Origin of the sequence: Levilactobacillus angrenensis (assembly GCF_003946085.1) — a bacterium.
Taxonomy (GTDB): Bacteria; Bacillota; Bacilli; order Lactobacillales; family Lactobacillaceae; genus Levilactobacillus; species Levilactobacillus angrenensis.
The window spans coordinates 62,472-79,524 of the sequence record NZ_RHOB01000014.1; the positions used below are offsets into that span (position 1 = coordinate 62,472).

The 17,053-nt window shown below is 51.8% G+C and carries 15 protein-coding genes and 2 pseudogenes; 6 read left to right on the top strand and 11 right to left on the bottom strand.

The features are described from left to right. Window positions 1–2 precede the first annotated feature (2 nt). Entirely contained in the window at window positions 3–434 is a 432-nt protein-coding gene (locus EKM83_RS09340) for a GNAT family N-acetyltransferase (RefSeq protein ID WP_125576763.1), read from the top strand. Window positions 435–678: 244 nt separating this feature from the next. On the opposite strand, the gene EKM83_RS13535 is transcribed toward EKM83_RS09340, so the two are convergent. The 3 genes from EKM83_RS13535 to EKM83_RS09350 all read right to left on the bottom strand — a co-directional run bounded on the left by EKM83_RS13535 (window position 679) and on the right by EKM83_RS09350 (window position 2,857). Continuing rightward, window positions 679–804, bottom strand: coding sequence for a hypothetical protein (locus EKM83_RS13535; protein WP_263853783.1), 126 nt, complete (start codon window positions 802–804; stop codon window positions 679–681). Window positions 805–1,053: 249 nt separating this feature from the next. Next, entirely contained in the window at window positions 1,054–1,920 is an 867-nt protein-coding gene (locus tag EKM83_RS09345; protein WP_125576765.1) for an NAD(P)-dependent oxidoreductase, read from the bottom strand. 148 nt (window positions 1,921–2,068) lie between these two features. After that, window positions 2,069–2,857: a TerC family protein gene (locus EKM83_RS09350; RefSeq protein ID WP_125576767.1), complete on the bottom strand. Its 789-nt coding sequence runs from the start codon at window positions 2,855–2,857 to the stop codon at window positions 2,069–2,071. A gap of 234 nt (window positions 2,858–3,091) precedes the next feature. Here EKM83_RS09350 and EKM83_RS09355 point away from each other — a divergent pair, with 234 nt between their 5' ends. Beyond that, window positions 3,092–4,408 carry a serine hydrolase gene (locus EKM83_RS09355; protein WP_191987414.1) on the top strand — a complete coding sequence of 439 codons (1,317 nt, stop codon included), beginning with the start codon at window positions 3,092–3,094 and terminating at the stop codon, window positions 4,406–4,408. A gap of 590 nt (window positions 4,409–4,998) precedes the next feature. Here the strand turns inward: EKM83_RS09355 and EKM83_RS09360 are convergent. Continuing rightward, entirely contained in the window at window positions 4,999–5,628 is a 630-nt protein-coding gene (locus tag EKM83_RS09360) for a glycoside hydrolase family 73 protein (RefSeq protein ID WP_125576769.1), read from the bottom strand. A gap of 116 nt (window positions 5,629–5,744) precedes the next feature. Here EKM83_RS09360 and EKM83_RS09365 point away from each other — a divergent pair, with 116 nt between their 5' ends. After that, a complete protein-coding gene (locus EKM83_RS09365) occupies window positions 5,745–6,731 on the top strand; it encodes a YdcF family protein (protein ID WP_125576771.1) in 987 nt (328 codons plus the stop codon). Window positions 6,732–6,810: 79 nt separating this feature from the next. Here the strand turns inward: EKM83_RS09365 and EKM83_RS09370 are convergent. The 3 genes and pseudogenes from EKM83_RS09370 to EKM83_RS09380 all read right to left on the bottom strand — a co-directional run bounded on the left by EKM83_RS09370 (window position 6,811) and on the right by EKM83_RS09380 (window position 9,218). Further along, window positions 6,811–7,788 (bottom strand): annotated as a pseudogene (locus EKM83_RS09370) (linear amide C-N hydrolase). An 83-nt stretch (window positions 7,789–7,871) separates the two neighbouring features. After that, window positions 7,872–8,633: an acetoin reductase gene (locus tag EKM83_RS09375; protein ID WP_125576773.1), complete on the bottom strand. Its 762-nt coding sequence runs from the start codon at window positions 8,631–8,633 to the stop codon at window positions 7,872–7,874. Window positions 8,634–8,990: 357 nt separating this feature from the next. Further along, window positions 8,991–9,218 carry a hypothetical protein gene (locus EKM83_RS09380; protein WP_125576776.1) on the bottom strand — a complete coding sequence of 76 codons (228 nt, stop codon included), beginning with the start codon at window positions 9,216–9,218 and terminating at the stop codon, window positions 8,991–8,993. Between the two features lie 202 nt (window positions 9,219–9,420). On the opposite strand from EKM83_RS09380, the gene EKM83_RS09385 reads away from it, so the two are divergent. Further along, on the top strand, window positions 9,421–12,231 hold the full coding sequence (locus tag EKM83_RS09385; RefSeq protein ID WP_125576778.1) for an MMPL family transporter: 2,811 nt from the start codon (window positions 9,421–9,423) through the stop codon (window positions 12,229–12,231). A gap of 578 nt (window positions 12,232–12,809) precedes the next feature. Here EKM83_RS09385 and EKM83_RS09390 read toward each other — a convergent pair. The 3 genes from EKM83_RS09390 to EKM83_RS09400 form a co-directional block, all read right to left on the bottom strand. Continuing rightward, the gene (locus EKM83_RS09390) at window positions 12,810–14,246 is read right to left on the bottom strand and encodes an MFS transporter (protein ID WP_125576780.1); all 1,437 of its coding nucleotides are present in this window, start codon (window positions 14,244–14,246) and stop codon (window positions 12,810–12,812) included. A 2-nt stretch (window positions 14,247–14,248) separates the two neighbouring features. Next, entirely contained in the window at window positions 14,249–14,782 is a 534-nt protein-coding gene (locus EKM83_RS09395; protein ID WP_125576782.1) for a PadR family transcriptional regulator, read from the bottom strand. Window positions 14,783–14,897: 115 nt separating this feature from the next. Continuing rightward, window positions 14,898–15,368: a MerR family transcriptional regulator gene (locus tag EKM83_RS09400; protein WP_125576784.1), complete on the bottom strand. Its 471-nt coding sequence runs from the start codon at window positions 15,366–15,368 to the stop codon at window positions 14,898–14,900. 208 nt (window positions 15,369–15,576) lie between these two features. On the opposite strand from EKM83_RS09400, the gene EKM83_RS09405 reads away from it, so the two are divergent. Then, a complete protein-coding gene (locus tag EKM83_RS09405; protein ID WP_125576786.1) occupies window positions 15,577–16,071 on the top strand; it encodes a C40 family peptidase in 495 nt (164 codons plus the stop codon). Window positions 16,072–16,298: 227 nt separating this feature from the next. Here EKM83_RS09405 and EKM83_RS09410 read toward each other — a convergent pair whose 3' ends face one another. Next, window positions 16,299–16,466 (bottom strand): cysteine peptidase family C39 domain-containing protein, encoded by a 168-nt coding sequence (locus tag EKM83_RS09410; protein ID WP_125576788.1) that lies wholly within the window; start codon window positions 16,464–16,466, stop codon window positions 16,299–16,301. Between the two features lie 326 nt (window positions 16,467–16,792). Here EKM83_RS09410 and EKM83_RS13410 point away from each other — a divergent pair. After that, window positions 16,793–17,053, top strand: a pseudogene (locus EKM83_RS13410) (transposase); the annotation flags it as partial.

The window sequence follows — 17,053 nt, forward strand, 5'->3', positions numbered from 1 at the left end:
CCATGGAAGTCGTTATTTCAAACGCCCCGTTTAACCGCGCGGCCGCCCTGTCCCTGCGCCAAGCCACCTTCGTGACGGAACGCGGGATTCCCCGTGACGTCGAATTCGACGACCGCGATACCCCGGACCGCTTGTACGTGGTCGCCTATGACCGGCCAGACTTGCCAGTGGGCACGCTACGCTTAGAGCCTCAATCGCCCACGGAAATGCGGTTTGGCCGCGTCTGTACCAGTCGAGCCTACCGTGGCCAGGGTATCGGCCGCCAAGTCTTACGGGCCGGTGAGGATTGGGCCCGCGTCCACGGCTTTACCGCTGGTCTGATCGACGGTGAACTCACGGCGCAAGCCTTTTACGAACGGTGCGGCTATCACGCCATTGGCGCCCCCTTCGATGAGGACGGCGCACCAGTCGTAACGCTACGAAAAAACCTTTAACTGAAAACACGCCACAGACTGACAGTTGTTGATCCTGTCGGCTTGCGGCGTGTTTTATTTTTCTTACTGCCAGATTCTACCCCTGCTGCGACTGTGGCGCATGAACTCGCCGGTAAAAATCAAAGAAGTCATCTAAGTTCGTAATTTCTAAACATCCCTCAAAATAAGGGTCCATCGCTTGCACTGAAGCAAAGCTGGCCGCCTCAGTGTTGAAGACGTGCAGGCCGTAGTGGTGGTCGGCGTCTCATTCGTGTTGGCCTAATCGGGCGATGGCTTCGCCGACAGTCTTACCAGTTAAATCGGCCGTCGCAAAATGATAGGCGTAGGCTCCTCCTGGATACAGAGAGTAAGCAATTAAATGTTTGTACATGATTTAGACACCTTCCTTTTCTCGTGCTGAACACGGCCTAGCGCTTCTCACGCCAATGTTCCCAACCGACAATCACCGGCGCCGTCCAAATCAAGAACAAGCACCACAAAATCAGTTTCCCAACGAACAATCCCCTTTCACGCACGTTTTTACCATGATTTTTCTCTTTGCTTTACAGGGTTAACTATATCATGGTGCCAGCCCGGGCATAACAAAGGACCAGAACAACCGCCCTGGCCCTTACTAATTCTATTTCTGTTCATAAGTCTTGATCAACCCTCGCGTCCCGTCGTTGCCCAAGCCATAGTCATCGACCATGGCCTCATACAACAACTTGGCTTGCTTGGTCGCCGGCAAATCCAGTTGCATGCGGTCGGCCTCTTGTAAGGCGATACGCAAGTCCTTCAAGAAATGCTTGGCGAAGAATCCTGGCGTGTAGTCGCCTTTCAAAATGCGCGGCACATAGTTGTCCATGCTCCAGTTGTCTGCGCCCCCACTACTTAACGTGGCCAAGACCTGTGGCAGGTCCAAGCCGGCCGCCTTGGCATAGACCAACATTTCCGTCAACCCGGTCATGGTGCCGGCAATCATGATTTGGTTAGCCATCTTGGTGTGCTGGCCTTTGCCGGCATCCCCAAAGTAGTTGACGCGCTGGCCAATCTGTTGAAAGACAGGCAAGACCTGGTCGTAAGCTGCCCGATCGCCGCCGACCATCACCGTGAGCGTGGCGTTCTTCGCCCCGACATCCCCACCGGAAACTGGCGCGTCCAACGCCAAAACGTGGTGGTCGTGCGCCACACCGGTTAATTTGACAGCCAATGCTGGCGTGCTGGTCGTCATGTCGACCACGACACTGTCCGGTTGAACTGCCGTGAAAATACCGTGCTCGCCGGTATAGACGTCCTCGACATCACTCGGATAACCGACCATGGTCATGACCAACTTGGCTTGGGCGGCCACTTCTGCGGGTGTCGCTGCCCAGGTCGCGCCCGCATCCAAGACTGTTTGGGCGTGTGCCTTGGTCCGGTTGTAGACCACGACCGCATGCCCCGCCTTCAGTAAGTTCAAGACAATGCCCGTTCCCATGACGCCAGTACCGATAAACCCAATTTGCATAACAGTTTCCTCCTTGTTTATCACTATTTTTATCATACCACGGACCACTGCTAGACCCAGTCGGTACGCTTACTGCCAACTGGTAGGTTTGACCGTTAGCCCTATCCAAACAAAAAAGATGACCCTCGTCAGGTCACCTTTGCCAGAATTACGATTCAGATTTTGAGGGATGCTTGGCAGATCTTTCAGCCGTAGCCCGCGCCTGACGCCGTTGCCGCACCACGTGAATGATTAGCGTCAACACGATGGCCCCTAGCACCACGAAGCCAAACAACGTTGCGGGAATCTCAATATCAATGGCTGGAATCGACACGAACAGCTTGACGGCGATAATCCCAATCAAGATGTAAGCCATGGGTTCCAGCTCCGGAATCCGCCGCATCAATTTCATGATGACCTCGGCGACTCCCCGCATGGCTAGGATACCAATCAGGCCCCCAATCAAGACGATGACCGGATTGTTAGAAATGGCCAGTGAAGCCAGCACGGAGTCTACAGAGAAGATGATGTCCATCATTTCAATCTGCAAGACGACCGACCAGAACAGCGGTAACCAGCGTTTTTTCTTATCCTTGACCAGCTTGCGGGTATGCTTGACCCGGGTCTTGGTGAAGTACTGAAAGACCAGAAAGACCAGGTACAAGGCCCCCACGACCTTGATTTCCCAGAAATTGATCAAATACGTTCCCAGCCCGATGATGATGAACCGGAACAAATACGCGCCCCAAATTCCGTAAAACAAGGACTTTTCTTGTTCCTTACGGGTGGGCAGTGACTGGGTCTGCGCCGCCAAAACGACCGCATTATCCACGGAGAGTAAACACTCAATCAAAACCAATGAAAAGATAATCAACCAGTCGTTGCCGGATGAAATCACCGTTTCCCAATTGTGTAAATCAAAGAATGGCCCATAGAGTTGGCCAAGAAAATGTAACAATGCTGGGTTCAGCTCCTCATAACTAATTTTATATTGGAGGTAAGTTTACCACACTCCCCGTAAACTTGCGACCCATTAAGTGAGTGTCACCGAAATATTTTTGTTGGCTTAGTTAGTTCACCCAACTGGGTTATAAAATAAATCATTGAAATTGTTACCGAAAAGTGACAGTCTTGTTACCCTCTCGCAACCAAACCGCGGTAGTATGGATAACACTATAAGGGGAAATGGATGATGATTGTGAAGAAATTTTTGTTGATTTTTGGTACTGCATTGGGACTGGCTGCCTTGGTGCCCACCACAATGGCTCAAGCTCGCAGCTATCTGCGGATCACCTCGCAGAAAAGTACCAGTTACAATGCCCGGTTCGTAAGCCAGAGTAGTCGCAACGACGGGATCTATTACTATGCGCCCTACTACACGCAGCGTTCGGCTAAGACCCGTGACGCTAGCGGAAAGAACTGGCAGCACCGCTTCGTTAAGGTGACCAAGGTCGCCAAGCTGTCCAACGGCACGACTTACGTCAAGTTCGCTTGGTACGGCAAAACGATTGGCTGGGTCAATCAAAACGCCCTGCAAAAGTACAGTCGCTCGCAAAATGCGGCGGCCCTACTGAAAAACGCGCATTTCCAAGGCCGCGCCATGTTATTCAACCACTACGCGACTGGGGCCAGTCACGTGAGCGTGGGTGACGCTGACATGACCAGCCAACTCGCCAACACCAGCAACACGCTCTTCCCCATCGCGTCGTTACAAAAGGTCATGACCGGGGCCATCATTGAACAACTCGCCGCCAGTGGAAAATTATCACTGACTGACAAGTTAAGTAAATACTACCCCAGTGTGGCCGGCAGTGGGAACATCACGCTGCGGCAAATGTTGAATCACCGTTCTGGTATCAACATGAGCGAAAGCACGCCGAACACCCTGCTAACTAGTCAGGAATCCGAGTTGAACTACACGTTGAATCAATTGAAGAGTACGGGGTCGTCCGCCTTTAACTACACGAACGCCAACTACACCTTGCTAGCGGCCATCGCGTCCAAGGTTGCCGGTCAGTCGTACGAAACGTTGGTCCAAAACCGCATCGTAAAGCCATTGAACCTGCAAAACACTTACGCTTGGGATAACCTGCCAAGTGATAGCGTGGTGGCCAGTGGCTACACTTACAGCAATGGCAACAGTGTGGCCAATAACGTTTCCCAAAAGCTGATGTCGTCTCTGCTAGGCGCCGGGAACTACTACTCCACACCTGAGGATTACTACAAGATTCAAAAGGGCCTGCGCAACGGCAAGATTTTGACCAAGAAGCAATACTACGCCTTGGCCGATAACTACAGTCTGAGCTATGCCGGTGGTCTGTATCACTACAGCGGCGGTATCAAACGCGTCCGTGGGGCACTGAGCGGCTCTGGCTATGAAACGTTGTATTACGGTTCGGAAGGCAACAAGAAGGGTGTTGTGCTCTTCGCCAACCAGAAGCCAACCAAGTCGATCGACAAGCTGGGCAAGACGCTCTACGATTTGGCCCGGTACTACAATGAAAACTAAGCGTTAACGTCAAATCCCCGTCATCAACATCCAGTCCATGAACGTTGGTGGCGGGGATTTTCTCTTTTGGCTTTTGAACTGGGTTGAACTGGGTTATCCTGGCCGCCTACCGTGGCGCGTCAGCTGCGTTGGAACGCTGTGGGCGGACGCACCGAGCCTGAGAAACGGTCTCGGCACTCGCTTTGAGCCGCAGTACACGTCTCAAAGACGCCAGTTTCCTAACCGGCAATGATCGCCGCTAAGGAAACTCCCACGGCTGAACGCAGCTGACACACCACTCCCGGCTACGGTAGTGGCTGACCCTCAACAGTGATGAAGCCGACTCCCAACTTCATGACCACCGCCAATCTGCCGGAGGAGGCCAGGGATGGCGCCAGCTGTGTCGACGGTGTTGGCTGAGGTTTTTTCTCAGCCTACAGCGTGGGACGACTTGAGAGACTGACGGGTTTGGTCAGGCTTTCAAGCGAGCCGGAAGCCCGTTTCTCAGGCTGCAGGTGGTCCCCATAGCAGGCAGAATCCCTGGCAGCCGCAGGCACGGGTTTACACGAACGTAGTAGCACCGCGTCACGGTAGGCGGCCATCAGACTATCCTAAGTGTCATACTGGTTCAGATTGTAAGTCGCAATCACGTTGTCTAGCTTCTTGGCGTAATCGGGATCGGTCGCGTAGCCGTTTTCCTGCAGGAGCTTAGCCGCCGTCTGGTAATCCGTGACCGTTTGCTTGAAGTAACTGGCCTTCAACAAGGCATCGTGATCCAAGATAGCCGCCGTCAAGCTGGGGTAATCCCGGAAGTTGGCGTGAATCTGAATCTTCTTGCCGTTGACGTACTCACTAGTTGGAAACGACTTGCTTTGGCCTTGATAGCTACCCTTCACGCCAAACGGGTTATTGGCCTGCTTAAACAACGCCGAGGTCCCCCAGCTGGATTCCAAAATGGCCTGGGCAATCACGATGCTGGGCAGGACTTGGCCGTTTTGCTGGTAAACGCGGACGGCCGGTGCAGCCATTTCTTTGATGAATTTTTGCTGGTCTGCCGTCGTGACTTGGCCCGGTGTCGCCCCCGCACTGGTCTGGGTGATATGAGTCGACTGCATGACCGTCTTGATTTGGCCGCGCAATAAGAGTCCGCCGCCCAAAACCAAGAGAACCACGACGAAGATCCAGGTCGCCGTCGCGGGGTTGTTGGTCGTTTTTCGTGTTTTTCGCCGTCGTTTAGGCACCCGAATCCCTCCATTTCCGTTATAATGAAGTCAATTATACCTAGATTTATTCCGAGGGCCACCTTCCAGTGGCAAGCCTCAGGAAAACTTAAACTTTACGAAAGGAGTCCCCTGCGATGTTACTGAGTGCCAGTCTGTTTCTCATTTGTTTGGCCGCCTTACTGACCTTTTGGCAACCCCACGGTTTGAATTCTGCCGTGGTGACCTGCGTCAGTGGTGGCCTGATTATCCTATTAGCTGGCTTCTCGCAACATACCGGCTGGCAAATCTTCGCCCGCATCGGTTGGGTGCTGATTGGTCTCATCGGCGCGCTGGGACTCTTCACGCTCCTGTTGATTCTCAACGTCCCCCGGCGAGTCGTCCGTAAAAATGAACACCTGACCTACGGCGTTCTCGCTGGTATCTGGGTCTGGTTGATTCTGGGCGGCGGCTGGCTTTACGGCATCAGTCATGGCCAATTCACCGGCACGCTGTGGCCGTGGGTGACCTTCATCCCCGTCTTCAGTGTCTACCTGGGTATCCTCTTTGCGGCGAGTCTGGTCGGCTTTTTGCGGGCCAACCTCTGGCGCGCACGCAAGGCTGACACCATCGTCATTTTAGGGGCTGGCCTGTTACATGGCAACCAAATCGGTCGCGTTTTAGGCAGTCGCCTCGACACCGCCTTGGCCTTAGCCAGACGCCAAAAAGGTCCCGTCACGCTCCTGGTTACAGGAGGTCAGGGACCGGATGAAACGACCACGGAAGCCGCGGCCATGGCGGCGTATTTAACTGCTCACGACTGGCCCGCCGACCACATCGTTCAGGAAACAAAAGCCACCAATACGTTCAGTAACTTACTTTACAGTCAGCGCCTGTGGGGGCAACTGCCACATCAAGGCGGCCGGGTCGTCATCGTGACCAACAACTATCACTTGTTTCGCGCCGAACACCTCGCCAGCCAGCTAGGCATTCGCTTCGGTGGTTACCCGGCCCCGACGCGGTTAGGCTACTTGCCGACCGCCTGGGCCAGAGAGTTTCTCGCCATCATCATGTTGCATCCCCGCCTGCACCGCGGCGTCTTGGTGGGTTTGATCACGGCGAACCTGCTGTGGTTCTTGCTTTAACCAGAACCGCTGTCACCACACGACTCACGGTATGAAAATTAGTTGTTTACAGCTTCGTAGTGTGTACTGGCCGCCTACCCTAATTCAACGCGGTCACGCTCAATTGGTTGGGCACGTTGTAAAATTTTGGCTTGGTCCACCGCAACATTTCCGGCGTTAACCGCAACTGGACCGTGTCCAAGCGGTTGTACGGTTGGAAATAGTACGTCAAGGATTCACAGACCGTGGCGGCACGGTAGACCGAGTACGTCGGCCGGTACTTAGAACTCCGCGGCACCGTGACGCTGTCCAGCAGATGCCACGCGCTGATGATGCCCTCGTCCTCATCGGCAGGCAAATCGGCGCGTTCCTTATAGTAAGCGGCCCGCACGAACCGGCCCCCCGGCGTAAATGACCCGCTCGGTACCGGCTTGCCCGAGAAGCGGCCGGTCGTGACCCGTGGCGCATTCAACGGCACCGTACCGGCTTCAAAGTCGTCGGTATAGTTGACGTACTACCCCAGTCGTTTCAGTTGTAGCTCAAAGTCCTTACTGTTGGTGACGACGCCCAGCGGATTCTCGCGGACGCGCATGGGAAAATGCGTGGGTTCAATGACCACGGTCCGGCCAGTGCGGTCGACTACGGCAAAATGCAATTCGGAATTGCCAATATCGTTGACGGCAAACCGGTTAGTCATCAATTGAATTTCGTCAATATGCGCTTCAATGTCCGCAACCGAGGCGTAATGGCCTAACAAATAGAAAGAAAATTCATAGGGAGCCAGGTGGACCTGCCCCGGTGTGGGCGTGTCGACCAGATGGGACCCGTTGGCAAACGTTAGTTTCTGCACGCTCAGCCCCATCTCGTTGACGCCATCAGACACGTCGATCTCGTGGTCGTGGGCCCCACCGCCACCAATCATGGCGTAGCGGTTGGTGTGCACGGCGTTGTCATAAAGTCCCTGCCATTGAAAGTTGCGGGGCACAAACAACGGCTGCACGTACAGCGCGTGCCAATCCATGGTCCGCGCTAAGATGTGACTGCCATCCTTAGCGATTTGTAAAATACTGGTACACACAGGTCTCAGCCTCCTTTAAAAGTCGTAAAAAAGTCGGCCACCGCAATGAGCGATGACCGACAGCTTTATGCAGTTATTCTATTTTAAGCGAAATTAATCCCACCATCAACAATAATGGCTTGCCCGGTAATGTAATCGGACTTCTTATCTGCTAAGAAGGAGACTAAGTTGGCCACATCAGCGGGTTGTTCGCCCCGGCCTAAGGCAATGCTATCAATGTTCTTTTGTAAGGTTTCCCCTTCAGGAACGTTGTAAATCTTTGCCATGCGCTTGTCGATTTCATCCCACATTGGCGTCAGCACGATGCCTGGGCAGTAAGCGTTGACCGTGATCTTATCCTTAGCCAATTCCTTGGCAGCGGCTTGGGTCAGGCCCCGTACGGCAAATTTAGTCGCGGAGTACGCCCCTAACATTTCGAAGCCTTCGTGCCCGGCAATGGAAGACGCACTGATAATCTTGCCGCCAGTCCCTTGGGCCTTGAATTGTTCCGCAGCGGCTTGGATACCAAAGAAGGCGCCCTTGACGTTGACGTCTAAGATTTGGTCCAGGTCCTTTTCGGAAGTTTCAATGACGGGGTCGATCTTAGCAATCCCGGCGTTGTTCACCATGACATCTAAGTGGCCCATGTCGGCCACCACGTTCTTGACCAGGTCAAACATCGCTTGTTTCTTGGAGACATCGACAAAGTACCCTTTGGCGCCATTGCCCACTTCTGCGGCAACCGCCTCAGCGTGTTCTTGGTTCAGATCAGCCACGGCTACTTGTAAGCCATCACTAGCTAATTGCTTAACGATTCCGGCACCAATTCCTTGGCCACCACCGGTAACAATCGCAACTCTCGTCATAAGAAAACACTCCTTTGATTTGTGAATTCACTTGGAACACTCTTTATTAAACCACACCCGTGAAACCGCTTCAATTATTTTTCCAGTCCCACTCAGTCGCCAAGATCCGTCACGCCTTGAATAATCTGGGTTGTCACGGTCCAAAAGAAAAAAGACCAGTCGGTTCACTTAACCAACTGGCCTTGAAATGGTCTTTTACTTGCGCCGGCAGCGCTTGACAGTCTGCCGACCCCATTTTACCAGTTGAACCAGATCCTGGGTCTGCCAATTTAGCTGTTCGTTCGCTCCGGTCCGTTCACACGATGAAACAACCGGTACCTCATCCTTTGCCGAACCAGCTGTATTTTGGCTACCTGACTATTGCTGGGCGTCGGTCAAAAACGCCTGAAAACGCCGATCGATTTCCTTTTGCCGCGCCGTCTCACCCAAGGTATTGGGCACGCTAGCACTGATTTTTAGGTAGGCAAACATGACCTGGCTAGGGTCGAGCCCCGCTTGAATGGCCAACTGGCTAGCAAATGGGTAACGCTGGTCAGTTAACATTTTGGCAAACGGGCTTTGGTAGGCCTGATGATGCTTGGACATTGAACTCCCCTCCCTTTTTGGCTAATACAAGTGGTTCTAACCTTACCAGTTTAGGATTTGAAAGCAACTAAAGAGTTTCTTAAACTTTGTTAAATCCGACTTAAAACGGCCCGAACGCCGGTCATTATGGTAGAATTGAGTATGGATTACACCCTGCTTGCACGGCAGGAAATTGGATACATAGAGGGGACTCAGATTACTTATGCAAGAACGGATCAGAAAGCTTCACCACAACCGCATCTTCGCACTCGTATTCTGGTTGATCGTGGTATTTGCGGCTATTGTTACCTTGCCGAATGTCAAAACCATCATTCAGTATGATGGCCAACCACAATTGGCGAATACGAGTCAACCCGTCAAGGCGACCCAGATTCAAAATACTTGGGGTCGTAACTTGAACGGCACCTATACTGTCAACGCGGTTTTCAATAACCCGGACGGCGCACTGACCAATAAGCAATTGGCGGCGGTCAACAAGACCGTGTCTAATTTGCAAAAGCGGTCCAGTTATTATGGGATTCAAAAGATCACCACGATGACCAATACGCCGACCAGCAAACCGCAGCTGTTCTCAAAGGATAAATCGACTGAAATCGTCCAACTGGCGGTCAGCCACAATCAGGGAACGGTTCGTCAAATTTCTAGCCAATTAACCAGTCAAATTGCGACACTGGGGCTCAAGACCTACGTCACCAGCCCCGAAATCGTGAGTGATGCCGCCAACGAACACATCGCGTCTTACACGCTGATCGTGATTCTGATGACATTGCTCGTGGCCTTAGTCGCCATGGGGATTTTATTCGCGTCAATCATCGCCCCAATCATTACGTTCCTTGCCATTTTAATTAGCTATATTTCCACGCTTAGTCTGGCGACTAACTTGGCCTATCACTGGAACTTCGCGTACTCCGAGTACACGCCGATTTTCCTATTGCTGGGTATCAGCCTGTTCACGTTGCTGACCAGCTTCTGGTTCTTCCGGGAGTTGCGCAACCACATCGACGACGGCATGGAAAGTCAGGAAGCCACGTCCAAGGTCATTCAAAACTTGGGCTATCGCATCCTGATCAGTACCCTGAGCTTAACGCTAGCCTTTGGTAGTCTAATGCTCTTTGACTTCTCCACCATTCGGGCTTACGGCTTATTGGGGATTGGCTTTGCCATCACTGGGATTGCCAGTGTGACCTTGGTTCCTGTCTTCGCGGGGATGCTGGGTGCCAGCTTGTTCTGGCCGAAGAAGACTCGGCCGAAGTTGAAGGACCACAAGCTTTGGCATAGTCTGGCTCGCTTCGGGTTATGGCAACCTTGGATCGCCATTTTGGTCGTCATTTACTTGATCGGTCCATTTGCCTACGGTTACCGCAATCAACTCAACTATGATAATTCAACTGACATTCCAAATAACCAAGCCGTGCAGGGTGCTCGGGTCTTAAGCGCCCACTTTGGTCAAGGGAAAGCAACACCAGTGACCCTTTACCTGCAAGCCAACAAACGTCTCGATAATCAAAACCAGCTGTATCAATTGGATAACCTGACGAAGAAGCTCCAGGCCCAACCGGGTGTCGCGAGCGTCACGTCCGTTACCCAACCAGGTGGTCAACCCATCACGCAGTACTATGAATCAACGCAATTGGGGAATTTGACCAATGAACTGACCGGTGTGGTTGGTCAACTGGGAACGGTCCGTAACGACTTGAAGTCGGACAGTGTCAATTTGCGGCAAAAGACCTTACAAGCTGAGGTCAAACGCCTGCAAAAGCTGACCACGCAAACCAGTAGCTTAGTCAGTGACAGTAGTTCACTGCAGACGGCGTTGCAAACGGCCCAAGCCAAGTCTTCCACCACGACGACGTCCTCTTCTTCCAAACGGATCAAGAGTTACATCAGTCAATTGCTCTCGGTCAACTCACAATTGAACGCCGCGCTCAGCACCTTGAGCACGCTGTCCAGTGATGTCTCGACCACCAATTCTGATACCACGACGGCTCACTCGAACCTGTCAAACTACATGGAGACCATCAAGGCCGTCAACAGTAGCTTGAAGGATTCCCGTAAGCAAGTCATCAGCATGCAGAAGTCATTGAACAAGATGTACCTCTACCTGAGTGGCTTACAGAGTTCCGAAGCAGCGAAGTCCTTGTACCTGACGCCAACGCAGATTGCCAGCGGCGATTTCCAACAAGCCCTGGTCAACAACACCGATGAAAAGGTCCAATCGACTTTCCTGACGATTACCTTGAAACACGCGCCGAATGCCAACGATACGGCCAAGACCTTGGATCAATTGAAGCAGGTCGCTACGGCACAATTACGCGGCACTGTCTTGGAAGGTTCCCCACTGACATTTGCGGGTCAACCAGCCACGACGGCGACGATTCAAACGCAGTTCCAACACGACCTGCCACGCGTCTTAGCGCTGGTCTTTGGGATTACGCTGTTACTCCTGATCATCTTCAGTCGTTCCCTGTTGCAAGCCAGCTACTGGTTCTTGACCTTCCTGGCTTCCACTGCGGCCAGCTACCAACTCACGCACCTGTTGATGAAGTGGCTGACGGGTAACGGCGACTTCAACTGGCAAGTCCCACTGCTGGCCTTTGTGCCAGTGACTGTCTTAGCTGTCGTTGAATTGACCCAGTTAGCCTTGAGCTACCGGTTAAACGACGCGCCACTGCTCGACTGGTTACTACCAGGGATTCACGAGGTCGGTCAAACCATGCGCCACTCACTGTTCATCGTGATTGCTGGCGTCTTAGGCTTACTGGTCGCTGAATCACAAACGTTGACGGCGGTGGTCCTGATTACCATTCTCACGGCTATCATCTTCAACCTGACGTTGCCAATCATGGCGGCCTCCTTCGGGAAGTTATCCGTTGTGATTCCAGCTCAGAAGCCTCACGAATTCCACATGCCGCGGCGTAAGAAGCGTCAACGCCGCGCAGACCGGCCAGTGAAGTCCATCACCCCAAGTGATGAGACCAAGTCCACTGATACCGATGATGCCAAGAAAGATTAAGTTATTTATCAAAAAAGTCACTGACTGCAGTCGGTGGCTTTTTTCGTTTGGCGGGATTGCTAATTAGCACTTGTCTAACGGCGTCTTAGCGCATCTCAGCCAGCCAGCGGTCGGATTAAGGTAAGTAGTATCCCCCATTGACTGAAACGTCCCACACCCCCCTTGTTTTAGGGATTAAGCAACTGAAGGTTGAAAGATAAAAATCAGCTAGACATATTGTCACTACGCGGCTCGTGACGTAAAAACTAGTCATTTACAGCCTCGTAGTTTGAGCTGGCCGCCTACCGTCCGCCAACTATGGGTTGGAACGCGGTGGGCGGACCGGAAGACCGTTCTTCAGGCTGGAGGTGTTCCCCATAGCAGGCGGAACCCTGGCTGACGCAGGCCCTGGTTTCACTAGTTCTGGTGGACAAAACGCTGTCACTCCGGGAGTTAAGACATTAATTCAGCTTTCAACCTTTAGCTAAGCAATATGAAAACGGCTGTACCTAGATATTGGGTCTAAGTACAGCCGTTTTTTAAAATCTAACTATCCAAACTAAAAGTACCAGCCATTAGCTGAATCTGGCATCACACCCTCACCCGCGAGCTGGCCGCCGGAACAAGCGCCACCCCGTGATGACCGTCGCTACCAAACAGATTGCCAACGAAACCATGAATGCCACTCGCATGCCGGCAATGAAGATCTCTGGGTGCGCAGGCAAATACGCCGTGACCCGGTGACCAGCGTAATGCCCCATGGCGCTGAACAGCACGGTCGTGGCAATCGAGATGCCAATGATCATCCCCAGCTCCCGGGCTAAAGCGTTGATGCCACCCGCAACGCCCAAGTTTTGCACGGGCACGGAGCTCATGACGATCGAGTTGTTCGGCGACATAAAGATACCGTTGCCTAGTCCGACCAAGCCGATGAAGAACATGAAGACCCATAGCGGCGTGCCCAAGTTAGCCAGCATGTAGCCGACCTGACTAATAGAGATGAGCACCAGGCCGATAAACGTCAACAGTTCCGGCCCAATCTTATCGGACACAGTCCCGGCAATCGGCGCCACGACTACTTGGACGATGGGAAAGGTCATTAACGCATACCCGGCGTAATTGGCCGCCATCCCCCGGGCATTTTCCAGGTAAAATGGTGCAATCACGTTGAAGAAGAAATTGGCTACGAAGATCAAAAAGGCACAGAGAATGCTGATGCTGAAGCGTTTATTTTTAAATAACTGCAATGCCAGAATCGGATCGCTCACGCGCAGTTCTAACCGCACGAAGACGACCAACGCCACGACAGCAACGACGAAAAGTCCCAAGATCAACGGTTGCCCAAAACCAATTTCTTGGCCGATAAAGACGGCCGCAAACAGACTGACCATGATAATCGCAAAGAGACTGGCGCCGGCACGGTCGATGGGCGCGTGCGTTACCGTGATATCGCGCGGCAAGATGCGTTGGCCGATGAACCAGGCCACCACGCCGACCGGCACGTTGATCCAGAAGATGTAGCCCCAGTGGAGGTGGGCCAAGATAAGGCCGCCGACCCCCGGACCAGCGATACTGCCTAGCGCCACGAAGGAGCCAATCATTCCTAGCGCTCGCCCGCGTTCACTGAACGGGAAGACCTCGGTAATGATGCCGTTGTTGGTGGCCATGGTCATCGCGGCCCCCACCGCTTGAATCGCCCGGGCAATCAGCAGAAAGGTCAAGCCCGCGCTGAACCCACACAACAGTGAGCCCAAAATGAACAAGACAGACCCCACTTTGAAGATGCGAATCTTGCCGCGCGTATCGCCCAATTTGCCAAAGACTAGCAACAAGGCACAGATGACGATGAGGTAAATGGACACGACCCATTCCGCTTGGTTCATGGGAATATGTAAATCACGACTCATGACCGGCAAGGCAATATTGACGATGCTGGCGTCTAGCGTTGACATGAAGGTGAAGAGGCACACGGCCACCAAGATCCACCAGCGATGTTTTTGAATCTGCGGGTCGTCCGCAAAAGTTTTGTTTTTCATGATCAGACTTCTTTCTCTAATCGCGCCAGCCGCGCCGTAATCCAATCGGCCTGGGCCTGCGCGCGTAAATATTGTAATTCATTGACGTCTAAGGCGTCGGCCACGTCGAGCGGCACCATTCGTGGGTGATCGGTCAAATACGCCCGCACCGCCGCCAGACTGGCCAATTGCCCCTGACTGAACGCTTGAAAATCTTGTAACACGGTCCGTTGCCCGGCTTCGTCGAGGAGATGTAAGAAATTACATTTGATCTGAAAAGCCAGCTGGGCCTGCTTATTGATGGTGACCGGCTGTAAGACTAGCTGGTAAAAATGCGCTCGGCCTGGTTCCGTCAACGTAGCCGCTCGTTTAGACCGGGCCCCCGTGCCGCTAGCCAGCACAATGTCTCCGGCTTGATTCAACCGGTCCAGGAGTGGATACAACACGCCATAGCTCACGGTCTGTTCCGGCCCGACCACCGTCACCAAGGCCTTACGCAACTGATAGCCCGCCATATCGTGGTCCATCAATTGTCCTAACACAAATAATTCGTACACACCGTTCCCTCTTTTCTGCTTGCCTAGTATAATCTATCTGGCCGATACATGCAACGGGTCAAAAAAATAGCCATTTCTGCTTGGGAAATGACTTTTGTACCATGCCTTCAAAAATCTATTCCGGCTCCGCTTGTACCAGCCGCTGAGCCTCAGCATTCGGCAATAACCGGTAGCGAATCGGCCCCTCGTCCGGTACGATGGCCAGGAGGGTCTGCTCGGCATCAAAGGCGCCCAAGTTCAAGGCGAGTTCCCCGTCAACCTTGGCAAAGCCCTTCAATCCTGCCGTCACAAAATGATGGATGTACTTCATGCGATCCTGGCGCTTATCCGCCTGCTTGGCGGCCCCGGCCAGCGTGAAGCCCTCATCCAAGAAATACTTGATCAGCGTGACTCGGACAAACGTCTTGAACGTGTAGACCCGCGCCTGCTGACCGTCTTCTCTCTCGCGTGCCGTGATCAATCCTTTTTGTTCCCAGTACCGCAGTTGCCGCGCCGAAACGCCCGTCATGGATGCTAGCTCCCCGATTCGAAAGACCAGGCGCTGGACGTCGAAATACTGCCGTGCTTCATTTGAAAATTGTGCCATCTCCGCAGTTCCTCCCCTTAACGCTTATGTAAACTAAGTTATCAATTATGTGAGATACTTGCAAATTATACCCCCCAATTGCCAATTTATGGGCAAAAGTAATGATTTGTTTAAGACATTTAACAGGTCTGCAATTGGCTTGTTACATGTTTGTCATATTACATTGCTATTCTAGAACTTGTAAAATTCATGAGGGGTGTTTATTAGGATGAAAAAATTTATTAAAACAATCGCAGCAAGTGCTTTAGTTTTCGTTGGCTTTTTCGCTTTTAACGCTAGCAACACCACGACCGCTTCGGCCGCTACCAAGAGTGACTTCACGTCGATCTACAAGGTTGCCAAGTCACACTTAGGTGCCCGTTACGTTTACGGTGCTACTGGTCCTTCTGCATTTGACTGCTCTGGCTTTACCAGCTACATCTACAAAAAGGGTGCTAGCGTTACTTTGCCACGGACTGCACAAGCTCAATACAATGCTTACAAGCACGTTAGCTACAAGAACATCAAGAAGGGCGATTTGGTCTTCTTCGGTGGTAGTGCCTACTCCATCTCCCACGTTGGGATGTACATCGGTAAGGGTAAGATGATCGATGCTCAAAACCGCGGGGTCGTTCGCGAAGCCGTTCATGCCCCATGGTGGCACGCTGTTGGTTACGCGCGGGTAAACACGTCTAACGCAAACACAGCTAACGACGCTGACTAATTCAATTGAAATCCGTTCAGTAACCACCTCATGAATTCATCTGAACGTTAAAAATGTGACACGCTACGCACTGGCTAGAGGCCGGTGGTAGTGTGTTTTTTTATGCGACGAATTTCTGATACTTCAGCGATGTCGTCACCATATTATCTAACTCATCAGAACTGTCATCAGGATTAACAACAAAGTTACCGTTTTTGTCATACCCATCATAATACTTACTAAATGACTTAACTACCAAGAACCGTCGTACCGTCCAGATTCGTTTTTATTAAATTTCGAAGTTTGGCGATTGAATAGTCGGTTTTGTATTTCCTAAGAACCATGCTCAGGGCGGCCACGCCACAATCACTCTCATCAACTTGTGGTATATAATGAAATCGAAATTTTTCAAACATAAAAAACACCTCCCGTGAGTAATATGAGGTTAGTTTAGAAATAGACATGTTCATAGGCGGACGTTTGAGATCACCGTTTTACTCCTCACGTCTCAATTTTATAATTAAATAAACTGTTACAGCGATAATAATAATTAACCCTATAACCTGACTTATCCCAAATACTGATATGGTGCTCACAATGTATAAAATAACGGCCAACATTGTTAGAAATACAAGAACACTATTTTTCATCTTTTCTCACCTCTCCTTAAATATTTATGAATATAATAGCTCCTTAATTGGAAAAAACAACATTAATGACGTACTGTGCCTAAGTGAGTGTTTTCACACGTACTTACTTCTCAGCCCATGACCTCGTAGAAGCTATTCGTAACCGTGACTATACAGCTTTTATTAAGGCCTTAGAAGAAGTCGAGAACGTTAGTCCTCAACTTTTAACAACCATCAAAACCTTTATTCATAAAAAGCAATTCATCAAGAATATGACAACCTGTTCACTCTCCAACGGGCCAATCGAGGGTGTGAACCGCAAAATCAAACAGATCAAACGCACCGCCTACGGCTACCGCAACTGGACCAACTTC